15 protein-coding genes and 2 tRNA genes are annotated in these 14,798 nt (G+C 75.2%); 11 read left to right on the plus strand and 6 right to left on the minus strand.

All coding sequences use genetic code 11. The annotated features are described in order from the left end of the window. Nucleotides 1-145 precede the first annotated feature (145 nt). The 3 genes from O2W14_RS07290 (at nt 146) to O2W14_RS07300 (ending at nt 3,673) form a co-directional block, all read left to right on the plus strand. Entirely contained in the window at nt 146-1,828 is a 1,683-nt protein-coding gene (locus O2W14_RS07290; RefSeq protein ID WP_269175404.1) for a DUF885 domain-containing protein, read from the plus strand. A 470-nt stretch (nt 1,829-2,298) separates the two neighbouring features. Then, on the plus strand, nt 2,299-2,565 hold the full coding sequence (locus tag O2W14_RS07295) for a WhiB family transcriptional regulator (protein ID WP_269175541.1): 267 nt from the start codon (nt 2,299-2,301) through the stop codon (nt 2,563-2,565). 94 nt (nt 2,566-2,659) lie between these two features. Then, nucleotides 2,660-3,673, plus strand: coding sequence for an NADPH:quinone reductase (locus O2W14_RS07300; protein WP_269175405.1), 1,014 nt, complete (start codon nt 2,660-2,662; stop codon nt 3,671-3,673). 72 nt (nt 3,674-3,745) lie between these two features. Here the strand turns inward: O2W14_RS07300 and O2W14_RS07305 are convergent, their stop codons facing one another. Continuing rightward, the gene (locus O2W14_RS07305; protein WP_269175406.1) at nt 3,746-3,898 is read right to left on the minus strand and encodes a hypothetical protein; all 153 of its coding nucleotides are present in this window, start codon (nt 3,896-3,898) and stop codon (nt 3,746-3,748) included. Between the two features lie 102 nt (nt 3,899-4,000). On the opposite strand from O2W14_RS07305, the gene O2W14_RS07310 reads away from it, so the two are divergent. Next, nucleotides 4,001-4,531 (plus strand): ferritin, encoded by a 531-nt coding sequence (locus tag O2W14_RS07310; protein ID WP_269175407.1) that lies wholly within the window; start codon nt 4,001-4,003, stop codon nt 4,529-4,531. Between the two features lie 43 nt (nt 4,532-4,574). Here O2W14_RS07310 and O2W14_RS07315 read toward each other — a convergent pair whose 3' ends face one another. Next, nucleotides 4,575-6,347 (minus strand): hypothetical protein, encoded by a 1,773-nt coding sequence (locus tag O2W14_RS07315; RefSeq protein ID WP_269175408.1) that lies wholly within the window; start codon nt 6,345-6,347, stop codon nt 4,575-4,577. Nucleotides 6,348-6,817: 470 nt separating this feature from the next. Between O2W14_RS07315 and orn the strand changes: the two genes are divergently transcribed. After that, nucleotides 6,818-7,486 (plus strand): oligoribonuclease, encoded by a 669-nt coding sequence (gene orn / locus O2W14_RS07320; RefSeq protein ID WP_269175409.1) that lies wholly within the window; start codon nt 6,818-6,820, stop codon nt 7,484-7,486. Between the two features lie 97 nt (nt 7,487-7,583). Further along, nucleotides 7,584-7,656, plus strand: a tRNA-His gene (locus tag O2W14_RS07325). Between the two features lie 136 nt (nt 7,657-7,792). Here the strand turns inward: O2W14_RS07325 and O2W14_RS07330 are convergent. After that, entirely contained in the window at nt 7,793-8,425 is a 633-nt protein-coding gene (locus O2W14_RS07330; RefSeq protein WP_269175410.1) for a sortase domain-containing protein, read from the minus strand. Nucleotides 8,426-8,653: 228 nt separating this feature from the next. Between O2W14_RS07330 and O2W14_RS07335 the strand changes: the two genes are divergently transcribed. After that, a complete protein-coding gene (locus O2W14_RS07335; protein WP_269175411.1) occupies nt 8,654-9,196 on the plus strand; it encodes a DUF1353 domain-containing protein in 543 nt (180 codons plus the stop codon). Between the two features lie 52 nt (nt 9,197-9,248). Here O2W14_RS07335 and O2W14_RS07340 read toward each other — a convergent pair whose 3' ends face one another. Then, on the minus strand, nt 9,249-10,430 hold the full coding sequence (locus O2W14_RS07340; RefSeq protein ID WP_269175412.1) for a L,D-transpeptidase: 1,182 nt from the start codon (nt 10,428-10,430) through the stop codon (nt 9,249-9,251). A 241-nt stretch (nt 10,431-10,671) separates the two neighbouring features. On the opposite strand from O2W14_RS07340, the gene O2W14_RS07345 reads away from it, so the two are divergent. Beyond that, nucleotides 10,672-10,747 (plus strand) — tRNA-Lys (locus O2W14_RS07345). Nucleotides 10,748-10,922: 175 nt separating this feature from the next. Here O2W14_RS07345 and O2W14_RS07350 read toward each other — a convergent pair. Then, the gene (locus tag O2W14_RS07350) at nt 10,923-11,654 is read right to left on the minus strand and encodes a GAF and ANTAR domain-containing protein (RefSeq protein ID WP_269175413.1); all 732 of its coding nucleotides are present in this window, start codon (nt 11,652-11,654) and stop codon (nt 10,923-10,925) included. A gap of 340 nt (nt 11,655-11,994) precedes the next feature. Between O2W14_RS07350 and O2W14_RS07355 the strand changes: the two genes are divergently transcribed. From O2W14_RS07355 to O2W14_RS07365, 3 genes are read left to right on the plus strand one after another with little or no spacing between them, the layout of a single operon-like run. Continuing rightward, the gene (locus tag O2W14_RS07355) at nt 11,995-12,720 is read left to right on the plus strand and encodes a GAF and ANTAR domain-containing protein (protein ID WP_269175414.1); all 726 of its coding nucleotides are present in this window, start codon (nt 11,995-11,997) and stop codon (nt 12,718-12,720) included. Nucleotides 12,721-12,768: 48 nt separating this feature from the next. Further along, nucleotides 12,769-13,140 carry a hypothetical protein gene (locus O2W14_RS07360; RefSeq protein WP_269175415.1) on the plus strand — a complete coding sequence of 124 codons (372 nt, stop codon included), beginning with the start codon at nt 12,769-12,771 and terminating at the stop codon, nt 13,138-13,140. A gap of 56 nt (nt 13,141-13,196) precedes the next feature. Beyond that, nucleotides 13,197-13,568 carry a hypothetical protein gene (locus O2W14_RS07365; protein WP_269175416.1) on the plus strand — a complete coding sequence of 124 codons (372 nt, stop codon included), beginning with the start codon at nt 13,197-13,199 and terminating at the stop codon, nt 13,566-13,568. 7 nt (nt 13,569-13,575) lie between these two features. Here O2W14_RS07365 and O2W14_RS07370 read toward each other — a convergent pair whose 3' ends face one another. After that, entirely contained in the window at nt 13,576-14,748 is a 1,173-nt protein-coding gene (locus O2W14_RS07370; RefSeq protein WP_269175417.1) for an MFS transporter, read from the minus strand. Nucleotides 14,749-14,798: the final 50 nt, after the last annotated feature.

A 14,798-nucleotide genomic window follows, 5' to 3' on the forward strand; every position in this document is an offset into this window, starting at 1 on the left:
CTCCTTCATCGCAGGACACGCTCGCCGAACAGCGCGGGCACGTGCTACCCCTCCGACATCCGCTGACACCCCGGGGCGACCGGCGGTCGCACTCCTCGGATCGGCAGGATGGAGCTGCCGTCCCCCGAGGTGCCGAGGAGAGTCCGTGAGTGAGCCCGTGCGTCCGCCGTCCCAGCTCGACCTGCTCGCCGACCGCGTCGTCGAGGAGTACGCCGCCTCGATCCCGGAGGTGGCCACCTACATCGGGGTCCCCGGGCACGACGACCGCTGGTCGGACCTCACGCCCGAGGGACACGGCGCCCACGCCCAGTTGCTGCGCACCGCGATCGGCATGGCCGGGCGCGTGCGACCCGTCGACCACCGGGAGGAGGTCGCCCGGGCGGCGATGACCGAGCGGCTGGGCGCCGAGCTCGCCCGCTACGAGGCGGGCTGGGCACAGGCCGCGCTGAACAACGTCTCCAGCCCGCTGTCGGAGTTCCGGATCACGCTCGGCATGATGCCGACCGAGACCGAGGCCGACTGGGCGGTGATCGCCCGGCGGCTGGCCGCCCTGCCCCGCGCCCTCGACGGCTACCTGGCCGGCCTGACCGAGGCGGCCCGGCACGGCCGCAGCGCCGCGGCGCGGCAGGTGACGCTGGCGGCCGCCACGGCTCGCCGCTGGGCCGGCACCGCCGAGCGCCCCGGGTACTTCACCGAGCTGGCCTCCTCCGCACCCGCCGGCTCGGCCGGGCTGACGAGCGACCTCACCCGCGCGGCGGCGGCGACGTCGGCCGCCCTGCTCGACTTCGCCGACCGCCTGGAGGGCGGGCTGCTGCCGCTGGCCCCGCAACGCGACGCGGTGGGCCGGGAGCGCTACGCCGTCGAGTCCCGCTTCCACGCCGGCGTCGACCTGGACCTCGAGGAGACCTACGCCTGGGGCTGGGAGGAGCTGGCCCGGATCGTGGCGGAGAAGGAGGCGGTCGCCGAGCAGATCGCCCCCGGGCAGGGCGTGGCCGGCGCGGTCGCCCGGCTCGACGCCGACCCCGCCCGCCAGGTGCACGGGCGCGAGGCGCTGCAGGCGTGGCTGCAGGAGACCGCCGACCGGGCGATCGCGGCCCTGGACGGCGTCCACTTCGACATCCCCGCCCCGGTCCGGCGGATCGAGGGGCTGCTCACCCCGACCTCCGGCGAGGGCGTCTACTACACCGCCCCGACCGAGGACTTCAGCCGCCCGGGCCGGATGTGGTGGTCGCTCCCCGAGGGCGTCACCTCGATGACCACCTGGCGGGAGACGACCACCGTCTTCCACGAGGGCGCACCCGGCCACCACCTGCAGATCGGCCAGACCGTGCACGACGCCGCGCGGCTCAACCGCTGGCAGCGCCTGCTGGCCGACTGCTCCGGGCACGCCGAGGGCTGGGCGCTGTACTCCGAGCGGCTGATGGCCGAGCTGGGCTTCCTCGACGACCCGGGCGACCGGCTGGGCATGCTCGACGCGCAGGAGCTGCGCGCGGCCCGGGTCGTCCTGGACATCGGGCTGCACCTGGACCTGCCGATCCCGCCCGGTCGCGCCACCGGCGAGCGCTGGACCTACGACGTCGCCCTGGCCTTCCTCCGCGCGCACGTGGACATGGAGGACGCGATGCGGGTCGACGAGCTGCACCGCTACCTCGGCTGGCCCGGCCAGGCGCCGGTCTACAAGGTCGGCGAGCGCGTCCTGCTCACCTGCCGGGAGGAGGCCCGCCGGCGCGCCGGCGCCGGCTTCGACCTCAAGACGTGGCACCGCGACGTGCTCGCCCTGGGGCCGCTGGGGCTGGGCCCGCTGATCGCCGAGCTCGCCCGGCTCTGACCGCCGCCGTCAGACCGGCCGTACCGGCTGCCGATGATCATGCAGGCGTCCGGCCGGCCCGCTCGGCCGGTGTCGACCCGCGGCCTCGACGGGTGGTCGGACCGGCCTGCGATCGTCCAGATCCGCGCTCGTGGACCGTTCGCGATCTGGACGAACTCGACCGCCCCGGTGGGCAGAACCTGACCCCCGGACCGGCGTGTCGGGCACACCTCCGCACGCAGCAGGGGCGGGCGCGACAGGTGTGACCGGTGTGACCGGGCGTAACACGGAAGACATTTGACCCCTCGGAACGGCACCCGTGTAATTCATCCCGTGCTCACAGCAAGTGAGCACACGGCAACCGTGACGAACGGACGCCGGACCGAGACGCAGGGGGACGAATCGCGATGGCCGACGTGACGTGGATGAGCGAGTACCGCACCGCAGCTGCCGAGGTGGCTCCGGTGAACTACGGCCAGGACGTGCTGGGCATGGCCGACGTCTACGACGCCGGCTTCGGCACCCTGGACGTCGTCGAGGACGGCGGCTGGCAGGAGCGCGCACTGTGCGCCGAGACCGACCCCGAGGCCTTCTTCCCGGAGAAGGGCGGCTCGACCCGCGAGGCCAAGAAGATCTGCACCGGCTGCGAGGTCCGCAACGACTGCCTCGAGTACGCGCTGGCCAACGACGAGCGCTTCGGCATCTGGGGCGGCCTGTCCGAGCGCGAGCGTCGTCGCCTGCGTCGCCGCGCCGTCTGAGGACTCCTTCGCCCCCCACCCCTCGCACGCTCGGGGCGGGACCCTGCGAAGGGGCCGACGATCGAGGCGGGCGCACGCGGGGTAGTGGGCGCTCGTGCGAGCGATCACCTACACCCAGCCCGGCGGTCCCGACGTCCTGCAGCTCGTCGACCGCCCCACCCCGGAACCCGGACCCGGTGAGGTGCTGGTGCGCCTGGCCTTCTCCGGCGTGAACCCCACCGACTGGAAGTCCCGCAGCGGCACCCAGCCCGGCCCCGACGGCCAGGTCCCCGACCAGGACGGCGCTGGGACCATCACCGCCGTCGGCCAGGGCGTCGACCCGGTGCTCGTCGGTGAGCGCGTCTGGGTCTGGGAGGCCGCCTGGCAGCGCCCGCACGGCACCGCCGCGGAGCACACCGTCGTCCCGGCCCGGCAGACCGTGCTGCTCGGTGCCGACGCCTCCTTCGAGCTCGGCGCCGCGCTCGGGATCCCGTTCCTGACCGCGCACCGCTGCCTCACCGTCGCCGAGTCGCTCCCCGACCGGCTCTCCCCCGGCTCGCTGAACGGCCGCACCGTGCTCGTGCAGGGTGGCGCCGGCGCGGTCGGCAACGCCGCCATCCAGCTCGCCCGCTGGGCCGACGCCACCGTGATCACCACGGTCAGCTCCCCGCGCAAGGCCCAGCTGGCCGCCGCCGCGGGCGCGAGCCACGTCATCGACTACACGCGCCAGGACGTCGTCGCGGAGGTCCGCAAGATCGTGCCGGGCGGCGTGGACGCGATCGTCGAGGTCGCCCCGGCCGCCAACGCCGCGATCGACGCACAGGTCATCGCCCCGCACGGCGCCGTCGCGATGTACGCCAACGACGGCGGCGACGAGGTCACCGTCCCGATCCGCAGCCAGATGGGGCCCAACGCCCGCTGGCAGTTCGTCCTGGTCTACACCGAGCCGACCCGGGCCAAGGACCTCGCCGTCTCCGACGTCAACGCCGCAGTCCTGGACGGCGCCGTGCGGGTGGGCGAGGACGCCGGCCTGCCGCTGCACGTCTTCCCGCTGGCCGAGACCGCCGCAGCCCATCAGGCCGTCCAGGACGGCGTCACCGGCAAGGTGCTCATCGACGTCACCCGCTGAGGACGGCCCCTGCCCCCGACCCCTGCAGGGCCCCGCCGCGAGCCTGCGAGCGGTGGGGGCAGGGGTCCTCCCTCAGGCGGCCTTGCCGACCTTGACCAGCCGGCGCTTCTTCACCGTGTAGCCCGGCGGCAGCGTGCCCTCGGCCAGGGCGCGCAGCGGGCAGCGGGTGCACCGCGGCCGGTCCTCGCAGCACTTGCTCTTGGGCATCTTCGCCGACTTCGCCACGAGGTGAGGTTAGCCATGCCTTCCCGACCGCTCACCGGGCGGGGCGCCCGGGCCACTACCGTTGCGGGGACGTCCCGCCCCTCGCACCGACCAGGAGCCCCGATGGCCGCCGATGCCTTCATCGACCTGCTCAACGCCCAGATCGGGCACGAGTTCGCCGCACACCAGCAGTACGTGGCGATCGCCATCTACTTCGACGACCTGACCATGCCGCAGACCGCGCAGCTGTTCTTCGACCAGGCCGGCGAGGAGCGCGACCACGCGATGATGATGGTCCGCTACCTCCTCGACGCCGACGCGCGCGTGCAGGTCCCCGGGATCGCCGCGCCGATCAACGAGTTCCCCGACGTGGTCGCCCCCGTGTCCCTGGCGCTGGAGCAGGAGAAGCGGGTCACCGAGCAGATCAACCAGCTCACCGCGGTCGCCCGGCAGCACAACGACTTCGCCTCGGACCAGTTCATGCAGTGGTTCATCAAGGAGCAGGTCGAGGAGGTCAGCAAGATGAGCGACCTGCTGGCCATCGTCCGCCGGTCCACCCACGACCTGGAGACCATCGAGGACTACGTGCTGCGCGAGGTCAAGGCCGAGGGCGCCGACCCGATGGCCCCCTCGATCGCCGGCGCCGCCCGCTGACCTGCGCGCCCCGCCCGGTGCGCACACCGGGCGGGCGCCCAGCTCAGTCGGACCCGAGGGCCAGGGCGGCGCTCGCCAGCGCGTCGAGCTCCTCGGAGGAGCCCTGCCCGCCGACGTAGGCGGTCTCCACGATGGTGGCCACCGCATCCTGCGGGCGGCTGGCGTACTCCCGCGAGGAGGACAACCGCTCCGGGCCACCGGGGTAGCCGGTGCCCTCACGCAGCAGGTCGTTGACGTTGCCGCTGCCGTCGGTGTCGGCGAGGGTGACCAGCGCGGCGGCCAGGTCCGCGTCGGGCATGGTCACGTCCGCCCGCGACACCACGGCCGGCCGTCCGTCCACCTCGGCCGACCACAGCGACCGGGTCAGCGACGTGCAGTCCGACCGGGCGAAGAAGTCGGCGACCGCACCGTAGGCGTGGTCGGCACAGGTGTCCTCGGTCGTGGTCGCCTCGAGGGTGAACGTCGTGCCGTCGACGACCTGCGTGTCCCCCGGGGCCGGCCCGGCCGGGACGGCGTCGGGGGCGGCGCTGGACGACGGGCCGGCCTGCGGGGCCTCGGCGGCGCCGTCCCGCTCGCCCACGAGGACGACGACCACGGTCACCAGGGCCGCCACGACCACCAGCGCGGCAGCGACCAGCAGGGCGCGGCGCCGTCCGGACGTGTCCGCCCCGGCGGCGCTGCTCCCCTCCGGGGGGACGGTGCTGGTGCTGCGGGTGGGCGGCACGGCGGCGGCCGAGGCCCGGGGCCGCAGCTCCGGCGGCAGCTCCCGCCGCGGCTGCGGTGCGACCTCGACGGTCGGGGTGGACCCGAACAGCCCGCCCAGGCCACCGCTGTCCTCGAGCCCGCGGGGCTCCTGGAACGGCGCCCGGTCCGGGGTCAGCGCCTGGGTCTGCTGGACCACGGGCTCGACCGGACGGTACGTGCGGACGTCCTGCGTGTGCCGGTCCTGGTCGGCGACCTGCGCGGCACTGCTGCGCTCGGCGTCCTCCTGGGCCTGCACGGCCGCGGCGGCCACCCGGGCGGCGGCGGCCGGGTCGACCAGCGGCGGGGTGCGCTGCTGCGGGACCGGCGCCGCGGGCGGCTCGGGCGTGGACAGCGGCTGCGGCGCGTAGCGGGGCGGGGCGGCGTTGAGGGCCGCGGGGGTGAGCAGCTCCTGGCGGCGCAGGACGTAGGGCGAGTACGGGAACCCCTCGCCGTTGAGCTCCTCGACCGACGGGGTGCGCCCGGCGACGCCGAGGGCCTCGATGCCGGCCCGCACGTCGGCCGTGGTCCACAGCCGGGGGTTGTCGGTGCCGGCGTGCCGGGCCGCACGGGCCACCCCGAGCAGCAGCGACTGCTGGTCGAGGAGGGCCACCTGGTCGCCCTCGCCGAGGTCTCCGTCGGCCGGGACGATGCCGGTGACCGCGCCGGTGAGCACGGTGAGCCGGGCGATCCGGCCGGGCTCCAGCCCGGCCGCCCGCAGCGTCACCGCGGCCTGCATGCCGGCCCGCATCAGGCCCTCGAGCGGCGTGGAACCGCCACCGGCCAGCTGGACGACGTCCCCGGGGCCGTCGCCGGAGCCGATCGTCCAGGCGCCCTCCTGGGAGGCGGTGACGACGCCGGAGCGGCGCTCCACCTCCACGACGCGGACGACGGCCAGGCCCTCGGGCACGAAGAGCACCGCGTCGGCCTGCCGGCGGTTCATCGGGCCCTCGACGACGGGCAGGGAGGCCATCACCGCCCCGCGGACGCCGCTGCCGGTGTCCCAGCCGGCGAGCTCGGCGAAGAACGCACGCTCGGCGGCCGTCTGCAACGGCGTCGGCGTGAGGATCAGCACGGGGTCTCCAGGGGCAGGCAGCGAGAGGGCGGCGCGGGACGCGGCGGTTCCCGCGGCGAGACGGCGGCGGTCCGCCCCGACGTTACGTCATCCGGGGGGCCCGCTCCGGGCTCACCGGAGGGACGCGCCGCCCGCCCCGGTGACCACCGGCGTGTCCGGGGCGCAGGCCACCGGGGCCTGCCAGCGGCGGCACCGGGAGCTGACGGCCAGCCGGTCCAGCGCCGTCCAGGGCACGGCGAGACCAGAGCCGGCACAGCAGGGCCACCAGGTGACGCAAGCCGGCGCGCAGCGAGGACGGCGCGGCCGGCGACGGCGCGGCGGGGGACGTGCTGGAGGACACGAGCGGCTCCGCGGGGTCGTTGCAGGGAGCCGGAGAGCAGCCACGGGACGACCGCTCCCGAGCCGGGATGCGGCAGATCTGTGGCGGGTGTGGCGAGTGGGCCGCCCCGGCGGTGCGTAGGGTCGCCCACGTGGCGGACAGTGCAGCGCACAACCTGGTGTGGATCGACTGCGAGATGACCGGACTGGACCTGGTCAGCGACAAGCTGATCGAGGTCGCGGTGGTGGTCACCGACTCCCAGCTCAACGTGCTCGACCCCGGCCTGGACGTGATCATCCACGCCGACGACGCCGACCTCGACGGCATGGTCGAGGTCGTGCGGAAGATGCACGCGCACTCGGGCCTGACCGAGGAGGTGCGGGCCTCGACGGTCACGCTCGCCGAGGCCCAGGAGCAGGTGCTGGCCTACGTCAAGCGGTTCGTGCCCGAGCGCCGCACCGCCCCGCTGTGCGGCAACTCGATCGGCACCGACCGCGGCTTCCTGGCCCGCGACATGCCCGAGCTCGACGACCACCTGCACTACCGGATGATCGACGTCTCCTCCATCAAGGAGCTGGGCCGCCGCTGGTACCCGCGGGTCTACTTCGCCCAGCCGCCCAAGGGCCTGGCGCACCGGGCGCTGGCCGACATCCTGGAGTCGATCCGGGAGCTGGCCTACTACCGGCAGACCCTCTTCGTGCCCGACCCCGGCCCGACCAGCGACCAGGCGCAGGCCGCCGCGGCCGACGTCGTGGCCGCGTTCGCACCGGTGCTGGAGGCCGGCGCGGCCGACGGCGGGACGGCCGCCGCGCAGGCCTGACCGGGTCCCCGACCCCGGGCTCGTCACCGGCCTGAGGGTCTCCGGTATCGTCATCTCGTCCACCGGGCCGGCTCTCGCCAGCCGCCCGGTGTACATGGTGGGTGTAGCTCAGTTGGTAGAGCGCCAGGTTGTGATCCTGGATGTCGCGGGTTCAAGTCCCGTCACTCACCCCGACAGAGGGCCCCGGTCAGCACGCTGACCGGGGCCCTCCTGCGTCCGGGCACACCGGAGACCCCGGTCGGCGGACCGACCGGGGTCTCGGGCGTCATGACGGGGTCAGGGTCATGGGTGGAGCGGGGTCCCGACTCAGCGGGCGAACACGACGACGTCGTCGGCGGGGCTGCTGTCGGACGGGCCGCCGCAGGTGATCAACCGCAGCTCGGGCTCCTCGGTGTCGCCGTACAGGGCCAGGGTCGGGAACCGGCCCCCGGGCACGACCCGCGTCTCGTAGACGGTGAAGCGGGCCAGGGTGCCGTCGGCGCGGGTCACCTCGACCTGGTCGCCGACCGTCAGCTCGCCGAGGTCGTGGAAGACCGCGGGCAGGTGGGCGGCGCTGTCGACGTGCCCCTCGAACACGGCCGGACCCCGCTCCCCCGGCCGCGGTGAGCCGGTGGACCACGCGGCCGCCTCGTGGTCGGGGCAGGACCCGGACCCGGTGGCCGCCCCGTCGCCCGCGCCGAGCGGGAGCACCGGGGACTCGACGTCGATCGCCGGGATCTCCACCGAGACGGGCAGCTCGACCGGCGCCGCCGTCGGCAGGTCGACCAGGACGGGCACGGCCGTGGACGGCGGGGCACCGACCGTCGCCGCGGCCAGGGCCGTGCCGGGGTCCTGGCCCAGGACCCCGACCGCCGCTGCGCCACCGCTCCCGAGGAGCAGCAGCGCCGCGAGGACGACGGCCGCCCGGCCACCGGGACGGCGGTCAGGGGCACCTGCCACGCTGCCGGTCACCGGGCGACGGCGCGGAGGACGCCCGCTCGGGTGCTGCTCCGCACGGTGCACCTCCCCCTGCTCGACCCCGGCCCCGGCTGCGGGGCACCCCGCGTCCGCAGGGCTGACCCGGGTTCGTGCCGGGACCGCGATCCGGATGGGTCCGGCGGGCGCCACACCTCCGCGCCGGCCCGGGGACGCCGTGCGTCCGTCGGCACCGTGGGGCATCGTCGGCGGGTGCCCTTCGACTCCCGCACGATCACCGTCCGCCGGACCGGTGAGGAGACCTGGGAGGTGCTGGAGCCCCTGGTCTACCGCGGCCGCCGCGACACCTTCGTCGTCCCGGCCGGGTTCCGCACCGACTTCGCCACCGTGCCGCGGGTGGTGGTGTGGCTGATCCCCCGCTTCGGCCGGTACACGCTCGCCGCGGTGCTGCACGACTGGCTGGTCACGGTCGGGCTGCTCTCCGGGGCGGTCAGCTCCCGGGACGCCGACGGGCTGTTCCGCCGCGTGCTCGCCGAGCTCGACGTGCCGCCGGTGCGCCGCTGGCTGATGTGGTGCGGCGTCCGGTGGGGCGCGCTGGCCAACCCGCTGCGCCGGCCGGGCTGGTGGCGGGACGCGCCGCGGCTGCTGCCGTTGTCGGTGCTGGCCGCGCCGGTCGTCGTCCCGCCCGCGCTGGTGATCAGCGCGGCCCTGGCGGTCTACACCGTCGTCGAGTCCGCGGTCACCCGGCTCGTGCCGGGGAGCGGGCGACGGGGCGATCGCGGCCTGCGCCTCTGAGACGCGACAGCGGCCGCGACCCGGTCGGGTCGCGGCCGCTGGGGGCGGGGGGTCAGGACAGCGCGCTGCCGGCCGTCCACTGGTCCCACGGGACTGCCCAGTCGTAGATGTCGCCGTCGGCCGGGCCCAGCGTGCCGCCGATGGAGTTGACCACCTCGACGACGTCGCCGGGCTGGGAGAACTCGTAGAACCACCGCGCCCGCTCGTCGGTGAGGTTGATGCAGCCGTGGCTGACGTTCGACGAGCCCTGCTGGCGCACCGACCACGGCGCCCCGTGCACGAACTCCCCGTTGTTGGAGATGCGGGTCGCGTACTTGACCGGGGTCCGGTAGCCGCCGGGGGCGTCGGCGGCCAGGCCGAACGTCGAGGAGTCCATGGTGATGTCGGCGAACTTCTCCAGCACCACGTGCGCGCCGTTGTGGGTGGGGTTCTCCGCGCTGCCGGCGCTCATCGGGAAGGTCTGCTGGACCTCCCCGCCGCTGCGCACGGTGAGCGTGTGCGCGGCGGCGTCGGCGACCGAGACGTGCGCCTCGCCGACGTGGAAGGAGACGGTGCGGTCGACCTTGCCCCAGACCCCGTCGCCGAAGTCGACGCCGAACAGGTCGGCGGTGACGGTGACGTCGGTGTCGGCCGGCCAGTAGGTCGACGGGCGGAAGTGCACCTCGCTGGCGTCGACCCAGCTCCACACCCCGTCGGTCGGGGTGGAGGAGGTGACGGTCAGGTGGCGCTCGACGGTCGCCTGGTCGGCCACCGGCTCGTCGAAGAAGACCCGGACCGGCATGCCCACCCCCACGGTGGTGCCGTCCAGCGGGCCGATGTCGGGCTTGTCCTGCAGCCGAGGGGTGACCGTGGTGAAGGTCGAGGTCCCGGTGGTCACCTGGTCGCCGGCGCTGGCCGCCGTGGCCGTCACCGTGTAGGTCGTGCCGTAGGCCAGGTCCTGGGCCGGGGTCCAGGCCTCGGTGTCGGCGTCCACCGGCACCAGCGCGCCGTCCACCGGCGCCCCGCTCCCGTCGGTGACCGTGACGTCGTCGAGCTCGCCGTCGGTGACGTCGACCTCCAGCGGCTGGGCCGGGGAGACGTCGGTGGCGCCGTCGGCGATGTTCACGGTCAACTGCGCGGGCGGGGCGGCCGGGGCGGACGAGGAAGCGGACGACGACGCCCCGCTGTCGGCGGTGGCGTCGGACGAGGCGCCCGTGCAGCCGGCCACGAGTGCGAGCACCGCGGCGACGAGCACCGGCGCGGTCCTTCTCCCCTGCTGGACCCCCACGACGACCTGCCTCCCCGCGAGCACCACCGGCCGGGACCCTCCCGGCCGGTGGTGCACACCACCCTCAGTGTCCACGCGCTGGCTGTCAGTCGGTTGGGTCGCGGCACGGTGTGTCCGGACCGCTCTCGGCCGGGCAGGACCCCCACCGACACGCGCCCGGACCGACGTGTACAGTTCTCTCCTGTTGCCCGGTCCGCCCGGGGAGCACGCGCCATTAGCTCAATTGGCAGAGCAGCTGACTCTTAATCAGCGGGTTCGGGGTTCGAGTCCCTGATGGCGCACCACACGGAACGGCCCCGTCCACCCGGACGGGGCCGTTCCGTCGTTCCAGCCCCCGGACAGGGGGCAGCCCGGTGGCCGTGTCGTCGACCACCGGGCCTGGGACCTGCCCCGTGCCGGCACGGCGCAGCTCCTCAGGAGGTCGTTCCCGAACAGTGGGGCGCGCAACCGGCGCCGGGGTCAGCTGGGCCGGTCGAGCTGGAACTCGCCGGTGCGCACCAGCTGCTCGGCGATGTCGCGGAGCTTGCGGTTGGCCCGCATCGACACCGCGGCCATCGCCTGGAACGCCTGGTCGGCGGTCAGCTTGTGCCGCTCCATCAGGATGCCCTTGGCCTGGTCGATGACCGCCCGGGACTCCAGCGCCACCTGCAGGTTGTCGGCCATGTTCCGGGCCGTCTCGTAGGCGTGCATGTTGGCCACGGCGACCGCGGCGTAGGGGGCGAACTTCTGTGCCGCCTGCCGGGCCTCGTCGTCGAAGGCGTCCGTCTCACGGGCGTAGACGTTCAGCGCCCCGGACAGCCCCTCCTGGATGCGCAGGGGCACCGACAGGGAACTGCCGCTGCCCCGTTCCCGGGCGACCTCCGCGTACTCCGGCCAGCGCGGGTCGGTGCTGGCGTCACTGATCTCGGTGAGCTCACCTGTCGAGGCGGCGTGCAGGCACGGGCCGTACCCGCGGCCGTACTGGCTCTCGTCGAGGTCCATGGCCAGCTGGCCCGTGGAGACCGCGGTGGTGGCCTTGTCGTTGGCCAACAGCGTGATCGAGACCTCCGGGCTGCCCGGCAGGACCTCCTTCGCCAGGTCGGTCACCGTTCGCAGGACCGACTCCATCGACTGGTCCCGGAGGGCGATGTTGCCCAGACGCTCCAGAGCGTCCAGGGCCTGGGCATGACGGGACTGGGTGTTCTCGGGCATGACGGTGCTCCGGTTCGGCTCACCGGGGCGTCGACCTCGGCAAGGGCCCCGCCGTGGGGCCCCGCTCGCACGCACGCCGCTGTCTGACGCACAACGCGCACGACTGGGTCGTGGTTGTGCGACCAAGATACCCGGCCGGACGGCGGCGGACGTCCTCGTCACCGCGGCTCCTCGACCGGCCGTGTGGACGCGGGCGGGTCTGGCTATGCTCGCCAGGCCAACGCGTCACACAGCCGGCGTGCGGCAGCAGGGTCCCGACCTCTGCACTCCGCCCGAGCCCATGGGCTCGATCCCGCCGGCACGTGGGCTGTCCGGTGCCACCTGACGCCGGAGCACCCCCTTGACGCGCCCCACCCACGAGGACGACCTCGCCCAGCTCGCCTTCGACGAGCTCGGCCGGATGTCCTTCGCCGACCACTCGCTGGAGTCGGTGCTGCAGAAGGTCACCGACCTGGCCGCCCGGGTGCTCCCCGGCGAGCCGGCCACCTCCGTCACGATCGTCGACGCGGGCCGCGCGACCACCGTCGCCGCCAGCCATCCCCTGGCCCGACAACTGGACCAGGTCCAGTACGCCCAGGGCTCCGGCCCGTGCCTGCAGGCCGCCACCACGGGCGTCGTGGTCGAGCTGCTCGACACCGCGACGGAGTCGCGCTGGGCCCCCTTCCCGCAGGTCGCCGCCCAGCGGGACTGCAAGGGGGTGATGTCGTTCCCGCTGCCGCCGCAGGAGCTGATCAGCGGCGGGCTGAACGTCTACTCCCGCAGCACGTCACAGCCGCTGGACGAGCGCACCCGGGCCGTCGCCGCCCGCTTCGCCGCCTATGCGGTCGTGCCGGTGTCGAACATGTACCTGTACGAGAGCGCGGTCGGGCGGGCCGAGAACCTCCGCGCCGCGCTGGACTCCCGGGCCGTGATCGACCAGGCCAAGGGCATCCTGATGGAGCGCCACAAGCTCTCCGCCGACCAGGCCTTCTCGGCGCTGGCCGAGGTGTCGATGGCGACCAACACCCGGGTGCGCGACGTCGCCGAGCGCTTCGTGCACACCGGCGAGCTGCCGCACACCCCCTGACCCGGCGGCGGGTTCGGGCAGCACCCCCCGTTGGGCACGGTCCCGGGCATGACCACCCCCACCGAGAACGCCGTCGCCCTCGGCGCGCGGCGCGCGCGCCAGCACCTGTCCCTGGCCGACGCCGGGCACCGCGAGCAGGCCGACTTCGTGATCGACGTCCTCGGCGACCCCGGCGCGCTGCTGGCCATGGGAGCGGGGTCCACCGCGCTGGCCCGGATGGCCGCCCGACTGCTCCCCCCGGCTCCGCGTGCGCGGGCCGGCGCCCGGCAGCTCGAGCTCGCCCGGGTGCGCGACGACGCCGGGTCCGACGTCGATGCGCTGCGGGGCTGGCTGCGGCAGGCCACCGCCGAGGCGCTCGCCGTCACCCGGCTGGCCGAGCCCGATGCGGCAGCACGCCGCGCGCTGTTCCTGTCCCCCTGACGTGCGCCGGACCGGGCGCGGTGGTCGGCGCGACGGGCGGCAGGGACAGTGGAGGGGTGACCGCACCGTCCCAGTCCCCCGCCGACCTCGGCGCCCACCGCGCCGCCGAGTACCTCCGGCTGCTCGACGCCGACCGCAGCGACGAGGCCGAGGCGCTGCTCGCCGGGCTGACCGACGCCCGCGAGCTGGTCTTCGTCGGCGCCGGCTTCACCGCCCTCGCCCGCCGCACCGGCCGTACCCTGCCCACGGCCATGCGCGCCCAGGCCAGCACCCGCCAGGTGCTGCTCGGCCAGCTGCGCGACGCCAGCCGGCGCGACCCCGACGGCCTGCGCCGCTGGCTGCGCGAGGCGGGCGAGGAGGTCCGCACGGTCAACCGGCTGGCCGAGGCCGCCCGCCTGCGGCTGGGCGACCAGGCCGCCGTCAGCTGAGCCGCCGTCAGCTGAGCCGCGGCGCCCGGGCGACCGCGACCGCGACCGGCAGCACCAGCGCCAGCAGCCCGGCGACCAGCAGGTAGGTCAGGGGCAGGCCCAGCCCGGCGGCCACGGCGCCCACCGCCAGTGCCCCGATCGCGGTGCCGGTGTCGAAGCTGGCGTTCCACACCGCGCTGACCGTGGCGGTGCTGCCCTCCCCCGCCCGGGCCAGGGAGACGACCAGCGTCAGGTTCTGCACCGCGCCGTAGGCCACGCCCAGACCGAGGCTCCCCAGCAGCAGCGCGCCGGTGCCCGCCGGCCCGGCGAGCGACAGCCCCAGGGCCACCAGCGCCAGCCCGGCGACGCCGGTGCCCAGGGCGGCGGGCAGCAACACGCGGGCGCCGATCCGGTCGACCAGCACGCCGACCCGCCAGCGGCAGACCGCCGTGCTGACGCCGAACACCAGCAGCGCCGCGGTCGCCGTGGCGCCGTCCGGCCGCTCGATCGGCAGGAAGGTGACCAGCCCGCCGCCGGCCAGGGTGACCGTCAGCAGCACCAGGGACGGCGCGGCCGAGGCCCGGACCGCGGCGCGCGAGGTGCCCGGCCCGGCGTCCGCCGGCGGCGGCCCGAGCGCCCGCACCAGCCCCGGCACGAACGGCAGCGCCAGCACCGCCGAGGCACCGAGCGCCGCGACCCACGGGAAGTGCCCGGCCAGGGTCAGCGCGGCACCGCCGGGCACGGCCACCAGCGTGGGCAGGCCGGCGCCCAGGCCGTAGATGCCGATCGACTCCCCGCGCCGCTCCGGCGGCACCGCCTGGGCCGCGATCGCCGAGCCCAGCACGGTCAGGACGGCGAAGCCCACACCGCGGACGGCGGAGACCGCCAGCAGCCAGGCGACGTCGTCCCCGGCGAGGTAGAGCGGGGCCGGTGCCCCCAGCGCCACCAGCCCGGCGGCCAGCACCGGCCCGAGGCCCCAGCGGCGCACCAGTGCCGGGACGGTGCCCTGCACGAGCACGGTGACCAGCAGGAAGACGGTGGTCGCCGAGCCGGCCGCGACCAGCCCAGCCCCGGCGTCCGCCGCGTACGCCGGCAGCGCGGCGAGCAGTACCGAGTAGCTCGTCAGGCCCAGCAGGCTGACGGCGAACATGGCCCGCACGGCCGGCAGCCGCCACAGCGAGACGCGCTCGGCCGTCGGCACTCCGTCCCCCGTTCCGGGCACTCGCTGGTGGCGGCACGGGGCCGTTGCCT

This window comes from Modestobacter sp. VKM Ac-2986, assembly GCF_026967795.1.
GTDB lineage: Bacteria > Actinomycetota > Actinomycetes > Mycobacteriales > Geodermatophilaceae > Modestobacter.

Coding starts and splice junctions, on each gene's coding strand:
- O2W14_RS07295 (WP_269175541.1), top strand. CDS start 2,299: ATGGCCGACGTCTACGACGCCGGCTTCGGCACCCTGGACGTCGTCGAG.
- O2W14_RS07310 (WP_269175407.1), top strand. CDS start 4,001: ATGGCCGCCGATGCCTTCATCGACCTGCTCAACGCCCAGATCGGGCAC.
- O2W14_RS07350 (WP_269175413.1), bottom strand. CDS start 11,654: ATGCCCGAGAACACCCAGTCCCGTCATGCCCAGGCCCTGGACGCTCTG.
- O2W14_RS07360 (WP_269175415.1), top strand. CDS start 12,769: ATGACCACCCCCACCGAGAACGCCGTCGCCCTCGGCGCGCGGCGCGCG.